The following is a 16,321-nucleotide window of genomic DNA, read 5'->3' as shown; positions in this document are numbered from 1 at the left end:
ATAACAAATTGTATTGAGCATTTTCTTTCTCAAACCAAATAACGTGAGCGGAAGCCGGTTGAATAAAGCATGGCAGAATAGCTGCCGCTATGAGCAGACCCGGAATTTTTTTGAGCAGCATTTAATTCTCCTGAAAGTTGTATTTGGTCTTAATACTTAATTACGTAATCAGAAAACCAGTTTTTTTAATACTGAACAATCCCCCCGCCAGGGATAAAATTTAAATATTTATATTTTCTTAAGTTTTCCTAAATATTCAGAATAAATTAGAAATTATTTATTTGGAGAATAACTATCTTTAGATAGAGATTAAGGTTAAAATAATAAATATTAAATGTATTTTTTCAACTACAAACTTTAGTAAGTTATCAGGGAATCCGAGACATTTTGGCGAAAGTTTGTCTCTTCTGGGATGATCGCTGTAGGCAATATTTGCAGTACTTATACAGAGGTATAGATAATTGCTAAAGTATAAACTGAATGCTGATAAAAGATGATTATAGTAAATTTATATACTCTATTGATGTAAGTAACTCGGTAGAGTATTCATTCTGGAAAAATGAATGACGATTAGTTTATAGCAGCTTAAAATATTCCTTTAGATAGGAAACAGAATGATTTTAAGGGGCTGTTTCTCTTTAATATTTTTATTTTCAAAAACAATTACCGAATTTGCCTAACTTCAGGTATATCAATAAAAATTGATTTAATCTATAGTTATTTATGTGTTCTCAAAGTAGTGGTTTGTCCTACAGTATACATTCGTCAGAATGACTGTAAGTGGGGGATAAGTGCGAAAAGTCCTAGTTAGCTGCCTCGGCGGGTTTTCCGCTTGGGCTTAATTGGCATTTGACTGTTGGATAGAGGGGTTGTGAACTTTTCAAATCTCTCGTATTTTTTTCAAAAATCAAATACTAGTCCTATATCTTGTCTATATCTTCAACGAGAAATAGTAATGCATACGAGCGCTCGCATCCCAACCACTGATATGGAAGTCACCAGCATCCGTCTAGAGCGAGAACTCAAAGATAAGCTCAAAGAAGTAGCTGGTTATCAGGGATATCAAGCTTTGATTCGAGATGTGCTTTGGAATTATGTTTAGCAAAAATCAGGTTCATGGAAGCCTCGATTTTCCCGAGCCGACATTCGAGCTAGTATCGCTGCCACAGCTCAACAAGAAGAACGCTGTGTACTCACAGGTCAACTAATTCAATCTCAAGAACCGATGTTGCTAGGGCTGACCAGGAATGGGGATATGGTTCCTTTGAGTGTCGAGAGTTTGGCCCGATAGCCAAAATATTCAGGCAATGCAGTTGAGTTATTTAGCAAGAAGCGGCTTGTCGCCAAACATAGCTTTTATGAAAGTTACATCTCTCGGGACAATAGAAGCGATCGCATCAGTCGGGTGTATTCCGATTCGCTGGAGGATACAGTCAAAAGTCTGTTGCAGTCGTTGGGTAAGTTGAATCGACCTTATCTAACGGCTGTGGAAGAGAAGTTGTTGAATGTACTAGAGTCTGAATACGGGGCAGAGATAACACCCTAAACAATTTTGGCAAATTGGCATCCAATGTCTTTGGGTTGGAGTTTCAATGGAGTTAGCAACACAACGGGACAGTGAAGAAGTTGTACGAAGGAAAAGATAAAACTTCCCGCTTCTTGACATCCAGCTATGCCAGTTGTTTAATTGAGTGCTATAGAACCCCTCTACATGATAAATATAGCGCTCAACAGAGTTCAGTTCCCACTCTACAACTGGCTAGAAATTAACAAAACTCAATAGAATCTCAGAGGATGTAGATAACTGGCATTTCTCTAAGAGCGATGCCTGCGGCGGGCTACGCCTACGCATCAGTAGGCTACGAGAAAATGAGAGCTTAGAAGATGCCCCAAGTGCTGTGCTGAAGCATCTGGGGGAACTGAAGCGGCCGTATTTGACTGCGGTGGAGGAGAAGTTGTTGAGTTTGATTGAGTAGGAATATGGGGTTAATGAAGTAAATGAGCCGATTGCACATTCGTGAAGATGACTTGACAGGTAGAAAGATAGCTGTCTTTGTGAGGAATCCAGTACTTGACATACAGCCATTGGAATTGTGACAACTGCTAGCTTTGCTTTAGAGTAGCTGTGATAGGGTTCAGCCAGGATACAGATACTGGATACCCTCGGCTGAACCTTTAGTTGAGCGGATCGAAACGCTGCAAGATGAAAGCTATAAACACCACTGGCAATCCTACACCTATACAAATGAGAGCTTGGATAAATGTTAAAGGTGTAGTGTCAAACACTTGATTCATCATGCTCCACTGACTGAACAGACATTGTAAAATCACCACAACCACAATTCCGATCGCAGGTGCATAGGCTACAGGTGTGCGTTTACCTTGGATTCTAACGACTAGAGATGGTAAAAACTGGCTAATGCTTAACAGGTAAAAGACTTCTGCCGCCACCAGCCCATTAATTGCCATCGTTCGCGCCAATGGCTCATTGCCTGTAGTTTGAAGTACCCATTGAAACACCCCAAAAATTACCAGCCAATTGAAGACGGAAATCGCGATGATGCGCTGGAGTAACCCACCCGATAAAAGTCTTTCTCTGGGGTTGCGGGGTGGTTGTTGCATCACCTGTCCAGATTTTGGCTCAAAGGCGAGGGGGGCAATCAACGCTACGGAACTGACCATGTTGAGCCAGAGAATTTGGATTGGTAAGATGGGAAGCACGGTTCCTAGGAGAATGGCAATCAAAATCGTCATGGATTCGCCAACGTTGATCGGCAGCAAGAAGGCGATCGCTTTTCGCAAGTTGCGGTAAACACCACGCCCTTCTTCCACAGCAGCTTCTATTGAGGCGAAGTTATCGTCAGTTAGAAGCATATCCGCCGATTCTTTGGCAACCTCTGCTCCGGCTATGCCCATCGCAACACCAATATCTGCCTGTTTGAGAGCGGGAGCATCATTGACACCATCTCCAGTCATAGCAACAATTTCACCCCTCAACTGCAACGCTTTCACCAAATGCAATTTTTGTTCTGGGGCAACTCGCGCAAATACCATACCTTGTTCAGCGGCTTGGGCAAATTCTCTTTCATCCATTTGAGCTAATTGCTGTCCGGTGAAAACTTGTGCTTCAGTCGAGCAAATTCCCATTTGACGGGCGATCGCAGCTGCTGTTAGTGCGTGGTCGCCTGTAATCATTTTCACCTGAATCCCAGCAGATTGACAGGCGTTGACTGCGGCGATTGCTTCCTCACGGGGCGGATCAATTATGCCTTGAAGTCCCAGAAACACTAGTCCTTGATCGATATCATTGCGATCTAAGGATCGCTTAGTGGCAACTTCTTTAGTGGCGAATGCCAATACTCGTAACCCTTGGTTTGCCATACCAGCAACTTCTTGTTGCACTGCGGCAGGATTAAGACGAGCGAGTTGTCCTTGAGCATCGAACATGCGATCACATCGTTGGATAATTGCCTCTATAGAACCTTTGAGATAAATCACATTCAGCCCTCGTTTTGCATCTAATTCATGCATTGTCGCCATATATTGGAATTGAGATTCAAAGGGAATGGTGTCTATTCTGGGTAATTCTTGCTCTAGATTGGCTTGCGTCAATCCTGCTTTATTGGCAGCCGTAATCAATGCTCCCTCAGTTGGGGTTCCTACTAAGTTCCACTGTCCGTCTCCCCATTCGATGTGAGAATCATTGCACAGCAATCCTGCTTCCAGGGATTCCCAAAGAGCAATATGTCCATCTGCATTGAAATCAACAGGTTGTTGATTGATAAGAATTTCACCGTCTGGGGCATAACCAATACCGCTAACGGTGTAATGTTGTCCACCTGCATAAATCTTTTGAACCGTCATCTGATTCTCAGTTAACGTCCCAGTTTTGTCAGAGCAAATAACAGTGGTACTTCCTAATGTTTCCACAGCAGGTAGCTTGCGAATAATCGCCTTACGTCGTGCCATCCGGGAAACTCCGATCGCCAAAGTGACGGTAACAATCGCAGGCAATCCTTCTGGAATCGCGCTGACTACCAGAGCCACACTCGCTTTGAAAACATCAATCCAAGATTCGCCTTGTCCTAATCCAACTGCAAATGTTAGGGCAGCCAAACCTAGAATGACATACAACAAGCTTTTGCTAAACTTATCAATATTTCGCGTTAGCGGTGTTTTCAGATTTGTGCTGCTTTCAATTAACTGCGAGATGCGACCAGTTTCTGTGGCATCTGCGATCGCTACTACAATCCCTTCTGCCTGTCCAAAACTAACGAAACTTCCTGCATACACCATATTGCTTCGTTCGGCTAATGGTGTTTCGACAGCCAGTGATGCCGTTGCTTTCTCAACCGGAACGGATTCGCCTGTTAAGGCAGACTCGTCAACTTGCAACCCACGCACACTTAATAACCGCAGATCGGCGGGTACTTTATCCCCAGATGCCAGCAATACCAAATCACCCAGAACAAGTTCAGTCGAAGCCAGACGGTTTTTTTGACCATCGCGAATCAAAGTTGCTTCGGTAGTGACAGCTTTGGATAAAGCAGCGATCGCGCCTTCTGCTTTAGATTCTTGAATGTAGCCAATGATGACGTTAATTAGGGTGACACCAAAAATTACTCCCGCATCTAGCCAATCTCGCAGCAGCAGCGTCACCACTCCCGCCGTCAGCAGAATATATAGGAGTGGTTGATTAAATTGCTCTAAAAATCGTAGCCAAGAACTTTTTCCACTTTTACCAGTCAATTGATTTGCACCCATCTGCTGGTGTCGTTTGGTAGCTTCTTCATGGGTCAAACCTGCTTCGGGATGGCTGGCTAATGTTTGCACAACCTTTTGTTCACCCAGAGTATGCCATTCATAGTTGAGTAAATCTTTTGTTGTCTGGGCAAAAGTATTTGTAGCGATTGTATCTGCTGTCATCTCAGTCTCCAAAAAATAATTAGTAATTAACAGATTTAATCTGGATTTCTCTGTTTGAATCTGTATCTTTCTTTTTTGAAATTGGTGTTATTACGGGAATGTTTTGCTAAGTTCATAAATATGCCATTCCCGTACACCCCAATAACTGAGAATCGATTCCGCTTGCCAGATTTCATCTGCTGTTCCCTCTACCTTCACTAAAAATTCTTCTTGACAGATGCTTGCCTCACAGAGTCTGGCTTGCCTTTCGGGAGCAAACCAACCTTGAAATGCACCATAAACACTGCCGAAAATCGCACTCACTCCACCCGCCAGCAGTGTACCCACCACAGATTCAACCGCTAATGCTGGACCAAAACCGGGAATAATTAATACGCCAAGTCCGGCTGTTAGTGCCAGGAAGCCCCCGGTTGTTCCTCCTGTAATTGCGCCTGCTTTAGCACCTTCGATAGGAGTTATGGGATGTTTATCTGTTTTATTTTCCTCGTGCAACTTTTTGTCTTCAGAGTCTAAAGTGAATATAGAAATTTTCTGCATGGGAAAGTCAATCGCTCTGAGTTCATCAAGCACCTGTGTTGCAGCATGATGGGTAGAAATGATGCCGATTGCATTTTTAACGGGACTGAAATTCATCACAACATCTCCTATAAAAATCAGTAAGTTTAAAACGAAGCTTTATTAATCTCCAAATAGTAAAAAACTATAGTTTTCTAGTGTGACCATGAACCGTATTAGGTCGGATATTCGTTTTAAGTGTCAGTTGAGTTAGTTTGGTTTCTCTGCTTCTTTCTCAGGATTACTGATGAATGTGAACGAAAAGTGAATAAATTGTTTATCCTACCTAATTTCACTTTTAAATCACATTTGTCCCTCAAGCTAAAAGACAATATTTCTGGAATGAAGTAATTGATTATTGGAGTTGGAGATGAGCTTTAAGAAGATTTTGGTGGCGGTCGATGATTCATCGGCTACTGCAACAGTGTTTGCAAAAGTGCTAGAGTTAGCCCAAAGAGATGCTGCTCAGTTAATGATTTGTCACAGCATTGAGCTAGCAACTTCTAGTCAACTCACTGTAAATTTAGTAGACCTGGAAGGGGTAAAAGTAGCCAAGGCGCATTTTGCCGCCATGCGTCGTCTGAAAATCATATTTAGACTATGTTTCAGAAAAAAATTGACTTCCATCTAAAAATTAGGATTTGGCAGACCAGATCCACTACTTTTATTCGTACCATTTGAACCCCTCTAATTTTTAGAACCTGAAACCCTTGTGGCTACGTGACAAAACGCTGTACCAAATAACTTAGACTTTTACTGGTACAGCCAAAATAAGCTTTTTCTCCGTTTTTTGGTGACAAGAGCGATTTTATTTCTGTAACTCTTTCACAGCAAGCTTTTCAAGCGTCGCGTGGCGGTAAAATGTGTCTTCGCTATTTTTACCTTTGGAAATAGAAATATAACAAGCACAAAGTTTACTCCAGTTCTACTATCTGCAAGCGAAAACACAGAGCATTATGGCAGAATCTAGTTATCAAACAGGAGATCCTGGGACTAACATCTGTGATTTAGCCCGGAGTTGGGGAGCAGATTTGATTGTGCTTGGTCGGTAGTTTCTTCATAACTGTCTAGCAACCGCCAGATTTTTCTGTTCAAACGCGAGTTTTTTACAAATAGTATTCATCATGTTTTACAAGAAAAAATCTAGTTTACTCGTAGTTCACCAAAGAAGCTTTGTAGGATTTATTTTATGGTAGGAAAATTCAGTTCTTTTCTTACCATAATTCCCCTGCTTTATCTACCTGCCTTCACCAGAAATTTTTTGATTGGTCGATTACTAGTAATAGAATACATGGAGTTGTTTTTAGCAAGAATAACCGTTTTAATTCTGGTTTTTATATCAACTCATACTCATGAAAATCTACACTGAAATTGAAATTCAGGCATCTGATAAGCAAGTCTGGAACTTACTTACTGATTTTGCCAGTTTTCCACATTGGAATCTGTTTATTCGTCAAATTAATGGTTTGCTGAGTGAAGGGGCACAGCTAACTGTTCACTTTCAGCCTCCGGGTAGAGATATTGTGACCTTTCGACCTACGGTGATTACGGTAGAACCTAATCGCAAACTGCGCTGGTTATGGCACTTTTTGATCCCAGGGTTATTTGACGTTGAACATAGCTTTATCATTGAACCGCTAGCAAGCGATGTCTACGACGGGCTACGCCTACGCGTTCGCTTCATTCAGCAAGAATCTTTCCAGGGTTTACTAGTACCTCTGCTAGCTCGTCGATTAAATATTGACGTTCGCCAAGGGTTTGAAGCCATGAATCAAACATTGAAAACCAAGGCAGAACGCATTGAAAATAAAAATCAGGAGGTCAGAAAGTTTATATGATCAGCTTTTTTCAACTATAGTAATAGCCTGGAATCGGCTCGATGTTATTCCACAATCTCATAGCGCACTAATTTTCTAACATCCTCACGGGGTAGACCTAGTTCTTGGGCAATTATCGCTTCTATTTGGCTGAATTCTATTGTTGGAAGTTCTAATTCCAATCGCTTCAAGATGGGATCTGCTGTTTCCACTTCTACCTGGGTAATTTTTTTACTTCGGTTGACGGCGGCGTTAATGAGCAACACATTGACTGATACCCGTGCTTCAAGCTGAGTATCTGACTGAAGTTTTTTCTCGGTGGAGTAGGGTCGCCTTAACTCTTGAGCAGCGATGAAACTACAGCCAAGCCAAAACACAACCGCTACCAGTGGTAGAGGCAACCAAAACTCTAATCCCAGCCCTTGCAGCCAACGTTTACTAATACGCCACACACTACACCTGCTTCTGATTTTGCTCCCGTCACACTTCATGTATATCCTAATGGGGTAGACAATCCTCTGAAATCTTACTGATGAAAGACGTTGAGATTGCTTCAATAGATTATTCTAAACAAGCACAAGTCTATAAAGGTGATGAAAATCTTACTGGTAGAGGATGATCCCAAGCAATTAATGCCGCTACAAATGGTTCTCTCTCAAGCGGGACATAGCGTCGATGGTGTCAAGGATGGTGAAACTGCTCAATGGCTTTTGGCCCAAAAAGAATATGATCTGCTGATTTTAGATTGGATGTTACCTCGGATTAGTGGAGTGAGTTTGTGTCAACAGTATCGGGCGGCGGGAAAAACAGCTCCCGTATTAATGATTACGGCAAAAGATGCCACACCTGATAAAGTCATAGGATTAGATGCCGGAGCTGATGATTACCTCGTTAAACCAATTGATATCGTGGAGTTCATGGCACGGGTGCGGGCATTGAGGAGGCGATCACCCCTCTGGCAAGGAGACACTCTCTGCTTGGCAGACCTCGAACTTCATCTCGATAGACTAATTTTGGAGCGACAAGGGGCGATTGTATCCCTTTCCAGCCAAGAATTTCAGTTGCTAGAGTACTTCATGCGTCATCCTAAGCAAGTCCTGACTCGTAACCAGATTGAGCAAGCTGTATGGGAATGGGGTAGTGAGCCAGAAAGCAATTCAATCACCGTTCTAGTTCGTAAACTTCGCCAACGTTTGCAAACATTAGCAGCAGCCCATTGGATTGAAACTGTTTACGGTATGGGCTATCGCCTCAACCCTCCAGAACCATCTTGAGATTTAATTTCAGAGTCTACAATCAAGTAGAATGCTAATCCGATTTAATTACATTTTGACTTCTGACTTCTGACTTTTGAATTCTTCTTCTATTTGTGTTTAACCGCAGTCGTCGTAATTTAGCTCGTTGGTTTACCCTTTCAATGGGGTGCATTCTGATTCTCTTTGCTGGAGTCATTTACAATCTTGAGGTAAAAGACAAGCTCAAAGCATTAGATCAACTGCTTTATAAAAGAGCAGAGCTAATGGCAGCCAGTTCACAGTATCGGCTGGATCAGGGACAAAAAAAAGTCGATCTGAGCAATATACCGCTATTAGGTAGTGGTTCTCACCCTGCTGATATTGAACTAGTTTATATTCGCTGGTATGAACCGAATGGCAAAATCAATCGTTTTTTTGGTACTCCACCTCCACAAAAGTTAGAAATAACATCTGAGTTTCTCACGATTAAGTCCGTTGACCAGTTTACAGGTGAGACGCTTTGGCTACGTCAAGTTACACTACCTGTTCAAGGAGGAAATTCGGTTATCGGTTATCTGCAAGTTGCTATCCCACTGACGGAAACTCAAAACGAGCTTCGAGAATTTCAGTTAATATTAACCCTTGCTGTACCTGTAGCACTGGGGTTAATTGGACTTACAGGTTGGGTACTCAGTGGTATAGCTATGCAGCCTGTTCAGCTAGCTTATAATCAACTGCAACGCTTCACATCAGATGCTTCTCATGAGTTGCGATCGCCCCTCTCTGCGATTTTGACCAATGCTCAAGTTGGGTTACTAATGGCAGCAGACCATCCCCAAATCCATCCCTCAATGGAGAACGTCATCGATAGCGCCAAGTTGATGAGTACCTTGGTCAATAACCTACTGCTGTTGGCTCGGCATCAAGGAAAATTAACTCCCGAATCTCTCAAAAAGGTTAGTCTTAATAGCTTGCTAGAGAATTTAGCTATTTATTACAATACTGTTGCTGCAAAAGCGTCGATCAAGTTGATCAGCCATTTACCAGAACAACGCATTGAGTTGTGGGCTGACCCCGATTTGTTGCGGTTAGCTGTTGAAAACTTGATCAATAACGCCTGTAATTACACTCCATCTGGTGGAACTGTCTGGTTACGCTTAGAACCTCACCCAGATCGAGCAGTAATTCAGGTCATCGATACTGGAATTGGAATTCCAGAGGCAGATTTACCTTACATTTTTGATCGCTTTTACCGAGTTGGTACAGAACGTGCCAGAGAAAGCGGCGGGTTTGGGTTAGGATTAGCGATCACTCAACAAATTGTCCAGGCTCACGGTGGTCATATTTATGTGATGAGCAATGAGGGTAAAGGCTCGACGTTCCAGATAAAATTACCGTTATTGAGCCATTCTTAAATCAGCTTTAACACCTGTCAAACTACACCTTCACTGCATTTGTTAGCCTGTAAAGTGAAGTAGGAAGTCTTTAAGCATCAGGAGCAACTATGTACGTACTGATTGGTGGAGCAGGCTTAGTAGGGCTTTCTTTAGCTCAAAAATTGGTAGAACTGGGACATACTGTTGCCGTAATTGACATTGATCCTATCGCTTGCCGCTATGCCCGTGAACAAGTAGGAGCAATGGCTTTTGAAGGCAGTGCTGTGAGTACAGAAGTATTGTTAGAAGCGGGGATTCGCAAAGCCGATTCTTTGGCAGCTGTTCTGAGAAGTGATGCCTTAAACTTGGCAATGGTAACTCTTGCAAAACACTACGGTGTCACCCATATTTTAAGTCGGATGCGCCACCCCGATTTTGCTGAACCACTGCGGATAGCTGGAGCCAATCATATCATCAGTACTGTTGAATTATCAGTTTCAACAATGGTGAATGCCATTGAGTATCCGCAAGTGGAATCAATGATGCATTTTGAGCAAGGACAGATTGAGGTTCTGAAACTTGCCATCCCAAACAATTGCTATGTTGCTGGGCGTAGCGTTGCCGAAATCGCTCAGGATACCCGATTTCCTAGTGGTTCGCTAATTATTGGCTATCAATCCCATCCCCATGAAGATTTGATGATTCCTAACGGCAGTACAATACTGGAACCTTATTCAACAGTATTGATTGTGACTAAACCAGGATCTTTACATCAAGTCATTGATTTCATTGAACAGAGATGTTGAGCGCAATGTTTACCGAAACTCTTTATTAGGTGGGATTAGCTACACAGGTATAAAAAATTGGTGTAAATAGTTTTGATGAAGCTGTATCCATATATTTTAGCGATCGCTATTATTTTTCTTGCATCTTGTCAATCACCCGAAATTCCACCAAAGTCACAACCCGATGCCATTCCAGCAACCCCATCCCAAAAAATAGTGACGCTGGATAAGAATTTTAAGATAGCAAGCGGTCAAACTGTTTATGTTCCTGTCTACTCTCATATCTATCATCACAATCGGCAGGAGATTTTCGAGTTAGCAGTTACGCTAAGTATTCGGAATACAGATTTGACCAATCCGATCGTTATTACTTCTGTGCGCTACTATAACTCAGAAGGGAAACTAGTTAAAGAATATTTAAAGCGTCCTATTCAACTTGATGCCCTAGCTTCTACAGATTTTTTTATAAACAGAAATGACACCACTGGAGGTTTAGGTGCAAACTTTATTGTCGAGTGGGTAGCCCAAACAGAAATATCCGAACCGATAGTGGAGGCAGTCATGATTGGTACTGACTTTCAACAAGGAATTTCTTTTATCAGTCCTGGTAGGGTCATTAAAAATCAAAATAATGATAAGCGATCGCCTTTAAAATAATTCGTAATGGGCAACTCTTGGAGGCGCTAAAAGCGAACGCCCCGCTACGCTAACGTAATTTGTAATTAAGTTTTTCCTCCTTTTCTTGTTCCCATGCTCTGCATAGGAATGCAATCATTAAATTTCCTTGTTCCCATACGAAGCATGGGAATGCATTCATTGAGTTAGAGATTTAATATCTAACTAGAGGCAGCAAATTCTAATCAGTCAAAACTCAGAGGTTCACTCACGAAGCTTAGAGGTTCATCGACAAAGCTTAGGAATATGGATTAAATAAGATCCAGAATTATCACAGCTGTGGCTTGGCAGTATAATTCCATTGGGGCAAATAATCATCAAACACAATTTTCATCGTTTGCTTGAAATCCCCTGTGACTTTCTTCCAGTTCCTTCAACCCAAATCGAATGGTGTCGTCATCACACCCAAACAGTTGACTGATGTAGTTAATTCTCCCCCATCCCAGTTTTAGAGCTTCAATTGCTGCATAACGACGACGATCTTTCTCTGACAAGGACTGGTAAAGACGTTGCATTTTTGCTTCGACTTCGGATGAGTAGGAATTCATATCACACACAGGATACCTATAGATAACTTCAGCCTATCATTGCATCCTCAATTTCTGGATCTTATTAAATCCACGTTCCTTAGAGGTTCATCGACAAAGCTTAGAGGTTCATCGACAAAGCTCAAAGGTTCATCGACGAAGCTCAGAGGTTCACTCACAAAGCTCAAAGGTTCACTCACGAAGCTCAGACTATTCCCAGTTCCCAATCCCTAATCATCTTCAAGCTTCAACAATTGTTCATCAAGATTTTGTATCCGTCCGCGCACAATTTCTTCCGAAAGAATTCGCTTCCGCATTGCCTCATTGAGCGCTCCTTTTTCTGCCAAGAGTAAACGCCGACGAATGGCATCAAGTTTACTGCTGTTGCCACTTCTGCCTTCCACCTCACCAGGGCGACGATTATAAAGTTCCCGCAGTGTCTTTTCTGCACTAGCAATTCGTACCTGATAAGCTGAACGCATCTCTTCATAAACGGCTTTTGGTAACACCCCTGATTTCAACAGACTATCTAATTCATCTTGTGCTGCTTTACCCGTCATCAACTGGGCTTGCAATTCTTCAACCTGTTGTTGAGCTTCTGAAAATTTAGATAATTTTAAGCGTTTTACCACCCAAGGCAAACTTAAACCCTGTCCCACTAACGACACCAGCACACAGCCGAAGACTATAGCTATCAGAACTTCTCGCCCTGGCAGTGTGGTAGGTAAGCTCAACGCCAGAGCCATTGAGAGTGAACCTTTGATATTGCCTAAAAACAGTAAATGTTGCCAGCGTGGGGGAATTGAGCGGTCAATCCACCGAAGGCCTGCTAGTAGAGGATAGACTGTAAGAACTCGCCCGACTTGATAAGCCAAAACTGCAAGTAGAATTGCAGGTAAAGTTTTCCACAGCGTTACCAAGTTTATTTGTACACCAATCAACAGAAAAATAAAAGTGTTGACGGTAAAACTGGCATATTCCCAAAAACTCAATAAGGTGATGCCATTAGAAGCAGAAGTATTGCGAGAAAGCCCTAAATTCCCGAAAATTAATCCTGCGACGACTACAGCCACCGCACCTGATACACCGAGAAGTTGTCCAACCTGAAAAGTTCCTAATGCAACTGCGACTGTCAATAAAAGACTGCTAAGAGCATCATCTAAACGAGCGAATACAGGTATACTCAAGTAGCCCAAGACTAACCCCACTAGGCAGCCTCCTAGAGAGATAAATAGCAGTTGTTGGATTCCCTCTATAAATGTGATTGAGCCTGTTGAATATACTTGCAAAATTAGGTTGAAGGAAACTAGGGCAGCTGCATCGTTGAATAAAGTTTCTCCTTCAACGATGGTGGAAAGCCGCGATGGTACTGGTATATCCTTAAAGACAGCAATCATGGAAACAGTATCAGTGTTTGCCAGAATTACCCCGACAAATAAGGCAGGTATCCAACTTAGTCCCAGCCCAAATTTCAACAGAACGGCAATAATACCACTAGAAAGCACAGCTCCAGGCCCAGCTAATAGGGCAATTGGTTTAAAGGTGCTGCGTAGGCGGCTGACATCTGTATTAATACCAGCTTCAAAGATCAGAATTGGCAAAAAAAGATTCAAAACAAGGCTTGGATTTAAACCAATTGGACGAGACAATAGCTCAGTGATGGGCAAACCTGCTAATACTAAACCCGTAACATAAGGGATTCGCAATCTTCGTGACAGCAGAGCTACACCTGTAGCAAGCAGCAAGAGAATAATTGAGACTTTGACTAATTGAGTTACATCCACTATTACGTTATGAAAAGTTATTTTGACTTTAATAATGCTACATTAGCAACTTCAGGGTGTGGGTTCGGAACGGCGAATTTCTTCTACTTGACCAACTTCAAAATTAGAGTGAATGGTTGCAGCCTTTGTGATCGGTGAAGTGCGATCGCCTCCAGCGGGCGTTCGCGCCATCGCAGAATGGTGTTACAGGGTAGATCCCCAGGTTTATACTTCATTCCGTTGCGCCCCCGAACTCTCTGTATTAGCAGTGGCGTTGGTTCATTAGTTGCCAGAAATTGTTTTACCGCTTGCCCTTGTTTGGGGAGTAGTTGGGAATCGGGCATCGTGGGGATGAGATGCGCGATTCCTTCGGCACACTTCTCTTTCAGAGACGCTCCGCGAACGTGAACGCCTCGTACCAACCACAAGGTGTAGCTTCCGAAGGTATTGCAACGCTCAAACCCCTACTGGCAATCAGGACTAACCGCCGCCGCGCCTGGGGTAGTCCAAAATCAGCCATATTCACCACGCTGTAATCGACCAGATATCCCTCTTGCTCCAAAGCTGACAAGATGATACTGAAACTCTGACTGTTCTGATAGCGTGGCACATTCTCCAATGTGAATACCCGTGGCTGCAACTGTCGGATAGCTTCTGCTACAGCTAATGCTGCCGTCAGATCATCAACTGTTTCAATGCCCTTGCCCGCTTTAGCTGTATGAGCTTGGCTGAAGTTGGCGCATACTGGGGAGGCGTGGAGGTAGTCGGGGCGGCGCGGAAAACCTAGAAATCCTGACTGTGCTACTTCTTGAACTGTTAGTTGGATTATTCTACAGCCATACTCGCTAAAGTTGTGGTGATGGGTTTTGGCGATCGCCCTGCTCAAGTCTGGTTTAGTGGGGTCGAACTCTACTGCGATAACTGGACGAATTCCCACTTTAACCATCCCCGCTTCTATCCCGCCGCCACCCGCGAAAAGTACTACAGCGATCGGTGCATCATCTGGTAGTGTGGGTTTTATTTTTGTGTTATCAAAATTATTGCAGATATCTAGTTTTGGTGATGGCTTTTTAATTTTCGCTCTCTTGATAAAGGCGATAATATCTTCCCTAGTTGCCCCCTGCTGTTGCATTAGACGAATCATTGGGACAGCGCCAGGGGGAATTGAGCCGATACTTTTGCCTTTCCATGCCCCGTTTATTTTCTCTTTCCAATTAAATCCCCATCGCCAATGAAAGGGATTATTCGGGTCACGTTCACCAATCACACGGGGATAAGAAACAGTCTTCCCATCAAGTAGCTTTTTAGTTTCGAGGTACTGATAAAGACAACCGACTGATTCCCCCTGTGAGGCTTTGATCGCTTTCTCTAAGAATTTTTCGGGTATTGCAGATAACTCAGCTATTACTGATTTAGTCATGCAGCCACCTCCATGACCAAATCATCCGGTACTTCAAAAATTCCCAACCGCCCAATGTAAGGAATTGGTGTAATCTCGCGTGGATTCTCCAACTGCCAGTGGTACTGCTCAGGCATCCCCCAGCCAGACGCAACTTGTGAAAACTTGCAATCAACTATTGTGACAATGCCAATAACTTGACCGCGACGTAAAGAGATTAATTCTGGGGTTACTACCCCCATGCTTTGGCAAAATTCTTCCGCTAACTGGTACTCTTTTTTGGTACAGGTTTTTGCAGCGTGAATCAGAATGTCGCCGCGATAATGAATGGGCCAGCCTCGGTTTTCTATGTCTTTAAGGGCATAAATTATTGCCCATGCCCAAGGCTGACGAACGGATATCGCTTTCACGGTGTTTTAAAACTCCAGTAATTGAATGTATGCGTCTAAAGCTGCAAGTGCCGGATGTGGATGTATTTGCGACTTCAGCCCATTGCAGATTGTGGCAATAGTTCCAAGTTCTGTAAAGCTGAAGCTGATACTGGACTGTCGAGCCGCGCAGTGCTGAATAATCGTCAGTAACACAAAATTCAACAATTGAATTGTAAGATCACGTCGATTGGCTAAATGTGTTTCTAAGTTCTCAGTAATAATTTGACGACTAGCAGTAAGAGAATTGCACCTTTCAACATCTGGTAAAATTCGGAGCTTGAACTTGTAATCGCGCTCAGTAGATAAACATTCATTAGGAGCAAGAGTTGCCCATTTATGGAAGAGTTGTTGGATAGTTGTACTCATAAAGACTGTAATTGTGAGTTTCTGCGAGAATAGAAAGAGAAAGGAGGGATTATGACAAACGCTTTTCCACCGGAAGATATCAGTGCAAGGTTTGATAATATTGATACTCGTTTAGAAGAGATAGGTGACGAACTGGATTTGTTGAGGACAGTACAAAATGCTAACAGGCGGGAAACACGGGGAAATTCCCAAACGATTGCAAGGTTAGAGCGTACCATTAGGGAACTGGCTGACATTGCGCGCCTCCATCAGGAAGGATTACGCGCTGCTCAAAGAGATGCTGAACGCGACCGTCAAACCATAAGAGAAGTTGAACTTCAAGCTGACCGCGATCGAGAAGTTTTGCTTGCTTCCTTGCTTCAAGCAGAGCGTGATCGCCTTGCTTTTCAAGAAGAAATCCGCAGAATTTGGGAGTATTTACGTGACCGAAATGGTGGCAGTAGCACACCAAATTAATTAGCTCCAT

At 42.9% G+C, this 16,321-nt stretch carries 17 protein-coding genes and 1 pseudogene; 10 read left to right on the top strand and 8 right to left on the bottom strand.

From position 1 onward, the window contains the following. The first annotated feature begins 955 nt into the window (after positions 1-955). Both H6G96_RS35120 and H6G96_RS35115 read left to right on the top strand, forming a co-directional pair. A pseudogene (locus H6G96_RS35120) lies at positions 956-1,291 on the top strand (hypothetical protein). After that, positions 1,269-1,466, top strand: a complete 198-nt coding sequence (locus H6G96_RS35115; protein WP_190918399.1) for a hypothetical protein — start codon at positions 1,269-1,271, stop codon at positions 1,464-1,466. The pseudogene H6G96_RS35120 and the gene H6G96_RS35115 overlap by 23 nt, the downstream one beginning before the upstream one ends. Positions 1,467-2,175: 709 nt before the next feature. On the opposite strand, the gene H6G96_RS35110 is transcribed toward H6G96_RS35115, so the two are convergent. Together H6G96_RS35110 and H6G96_RS35105 are read right to left on the bottom strand one after the other, a co-directional pair. Beyond that, positions 2,176-4,926, bottom strand: coding sequence for an HAD-IC family P-type ATPase (locus H6G96_RS35110; RefSeq protein ID WP_190918395.1), 2,751 nt, complete (start codon positions 4,924-4,926; stop codon positions 2,176-2,178). Between the two features lie 90 nt (positions 4,927-5,016). Further along, on the bottom strand, positions 5,017-5,559 hold the full coding sequence (locus tag H6G96_RS35105) for a hypothetical protein (protein WP_190735954.1): 543 nt from the start codon (positions 5,557-5,559) through the stop codon (positions 5,017-5,019). A gap of 292 nt (positions 5,560-5,851) precedes the next feature. Here H6G96_RS35105 and H6G96_RS35100 point away from each other — a divergent pair, with 292 nt between their 5' ends. From H6G96_RS35100 to H6G96_RS35090, 3 genes are all read left to right on the top strand, one after another. Next, positions 5,852-6,112, top strand: a complete 261-nt coding sequence (locus H6G96_RS35100; RefSeq protein WP_190918393.1) for a universal stress protein — start codon at positions 5,852-5,854, stop codon at positions 6,110-6,112. Between the two features lie 325 nt (positions 6,113-6,437). After that, positions 6,438-6,533, top strand: coding sequence for a universal stress protein (locus tag H6G96_RS35095; protein WP_190918391.1), 96 nt, complete (start codon positions 6,438-6,440; stop codon positions 6,531-6,533). 300 nt (positions 6,534-6,833) lie between these two features. Beyond that, positions 6,834-7,319, top strand: coding sequence for an SRPBCC domain-containing protein (locus tag H6G96_RS35090; protein ID WP_190918389.1), 486 nt, complete (start codon positions 6,834-6,836; stop codon positions 7,317-7,319). A gap of 44 nt (positions 7,320-7,363) precedes the next feature. On the opposite strand, the gene H6G96_RS35085 is transcribed toward H6G96_RS35090, so the two are convergent. Next, positions 7,364-7,750: a hypothetical protein gene (locus H6G96_RS35085; RefSeq protein WP_190918387.1), complete on the bottom strand. Its 387-nt coding sequence runs from the start codon at positions 7,748-7,750 to the stop codon at positions 7,364-7,366. 141 nt (positions 7,751-7,891) lie between these two features. On the opposite strand from H6G96_RS35085, the gene rppA reads away from it, so the two are divergent. The 4 genes from rppA to H6G96_RS35065 all read left to right on the top strand — a co-directional run bounded on the left by rppA (position 7,892) and on the right by H6G96_RS35065 (position 11,351). Then, positions 7,892-8,572: a two-component system response regulator RppA gene (gene rppA / locus H6G96_RS35080; protein WP_190918385.1), complete on the top strand. Its 681-nt coding sequence runs from the start codon at positions 7,892-7,894 to the stop codon at positions 8,570-8,572. A gap of 95 nt (positions 8,573-8,667) precedes the next feature. Continuing rightward, on the top strand, positions 8,668-9,948 hold the full coding sequence (locus H6G96_RS35075; RefSeq protein ID WP_190918383.1) for an ATP-binding protein: 1,281 nt from the start codon (positions 8,668-8,670) through the stop codon (positions 9,946-9,948). 89 nt (positions 9,949-10,037) lie between these two features. Continuing rightward, positions 10,038-10,715: a TrkA family potassium uptake protein gene (locus H6G96_RS35070; RefSeq protein WP_190918382.1), complete on the top strand. Its 678-nt coding sequence runs from the start codon at positions 10,038-10,040 to the stop codon at positions 10,713-10,715. Between the two features lie 75 nt (positions 10,716-10,790). Next, complete coding sequence (locus tag H6G96_RS35065; protein WP_190918380.1) at positions 10,791-11,351, top strand: DUF3124 domain-containing protein; 561 nt, start codon at positions 10,791-10,793, stop codon at positions 11,349-11,351. A gap of 335 nt (positions 11,352-11,686) precedes the next feature. Here the strand turns inward: H6G96_RS35065 and H6G96_RS35060 are convergent, their stop codons facing one another. From H6G96_RS35060 to H6G96_RS35040, 5 genes are all read right to left on the bottom strand, one after another. Beyond that, on the bottom strand, positions 11,687-11,917 hold the full coding sequence (locus H6G96_RS35060) for a hypothetical protein (RefSeq protein ID WP_190918378.1): 231 nt from the start codon (positions 11,915-11,917) through the stop codon (positions 11,687-11,689). 209 nt (positions 11,918-12,126) lie between these two features. Then, on the bottom strand, positions 12,127-13,680 hold the full coding sequence (locus H6G96_RS35055) for a cation:proton antiporter (RefSeq protein WP_190918375.1): 1,554 nt from the start codon (positions 13,678-13,680) through the stop codon (positions 12,127-12,129). 364 nt (positions 13,681-14,044) lie between these two features. Then, positions 14,045-15,079 carry a DNA cytosine methyltransferase gene (locus H6G96_RS35050; protein ID WP_242063533.1) on the bottom strand — a complete coding sequence of 345 codons (1,035 nt, stop codon included), beginning with the start codon at positions 15,077-15,079 and terminating at the stop codon, positions 14,045-14,047. Then, entirely contained in the window at positions 15,076-15,468 is a 393-nt protein-coding gene (locus tag H6G96_RS35045) for an ASCH domain-containing protein (RefSeq protein ID WP_190918373.1), read from the bottom strand. Before H6G96_RS35045 ends, H6G96_RS35050 begins: the two co-directional genes overlap by 4 nt. Before the next feature lie 6 nt (positions 15,469-15,474). Then, complete coding sequence (locus H6G96_RS35040) at positions 15,475-15,855, bottom strand: hypothetical protein (protein ID WP_190918370.1); 381 nt, start codon at positions 15,853-15,855, stop codon at positions 15,475-15,477. A 51-nt stretch (positions 15,856-15,906) separates the two neighbouring features. Here H6G96_RS35040 and H6G96_RS35035 point away from each other — a divergent pair, with 51 nt between their 5' ends. Beyond that, a complete protein-coding gene (locus H6G96_RS35035) occupies positions 15,907-16,311 on the top strand; it encodes a hypothetical protein (protein WP_190918368.1) in 405 nt (134 codons plus the stop codon). Positions 16,312-16,321: the final 10 nt, after the last annotated feature.

This window comes from Nostoc sp. FACHB-892 (genome assembly GCF_014698795.1).
Lineage (GTDB): Bacteria > Cyanobacteriota > Cyanobacteriia > Cyanobacteriales > Nostocaceae > Nostoc.
This window is presented reverse-complemented; position numbering and strand designations above follow the sequence as displayed.

Coding starts and splice junctions, on each gene's coding strand:
- H6G96_RS35110 (WP_190918395.1), bottom strand. CDS start 4,926: ATGACAGCAGATACAATCGCTACAAATACTTTTGCCCAGACAACAAAA.
- H6G96_RS35105 (WP_190735954.1), bottom strand. CDS start 5,559: ATGAATTTCAGTCCCGTTAAAAATGCAATCGGCATCATTTCTACCCAT.
- H6G96_RS35100 (WP_190918393.1), top strand. CDS start 5,852: ATGAGCTTTAAGAAGATTTTGGTGGCGGTCGATGATTCATCGGCTACT.
- H6G96_RS35095 (WP_190918391.1), top strand. CDS start 6,438: ATGGCAGAATCTAGTTATCAAACAGGAGATCCTGGGACTAACATCTGT.
- H6G96_RS35090 (WP_190918389.1), top strand. CDS start 6,834: ATGAAAATCTACACTGAAATTGAAATTCAGGCATCTGATAAGCAAGTC.
- rppA (WP_190918385.1), top strand. CDS start 7,892: ATGAAAATCTTACTGGTAGAGGATGATCCCAAGCAATTAATGCCGCTA.
- H6G96_RS35070 (WP_190918382.1), top strand. CDS start 10,038: ATGTACGTACTGATTGGTGGAGCAGGCTTAGTAGGGCTTTCTTTAGCT.
- H6G96_RS35065 (WP_190918380.1), top strand. CDS start 10,791: ATGAAGCTGTATCCATATATTTTAGCGATCGCTATTATTTTTCTTGCA.
- H6G96_RS35060 (WP_190918378.1), bottom strand. CDS start 11,917: ATGAATTCCTACTCATCCGAAGTCGAAGCAAAAATGCAACGTCTTTAC.
- H6G96_RS35050 (WP_242063533.1), bottom strand. CDS start 15,079: ATGACTAAATCAGTAATAGCTGAGTTATCTGCAATACCCGAAAAATTC.
- H6G96_RS35040 (WP_190918370.1), bottom strand. CDS start 15,855: ATGAGTACAACTATCCAACAACTCTTCCATAAATGGGCAACTCTTGCT.
- H6G96_RS35035 (WP_190918368.1), top strand. CDS start 15,907: ATGACAAACGCTTTTCCACCGGAAGATATCAGTGCAAGGTTTGATAAT.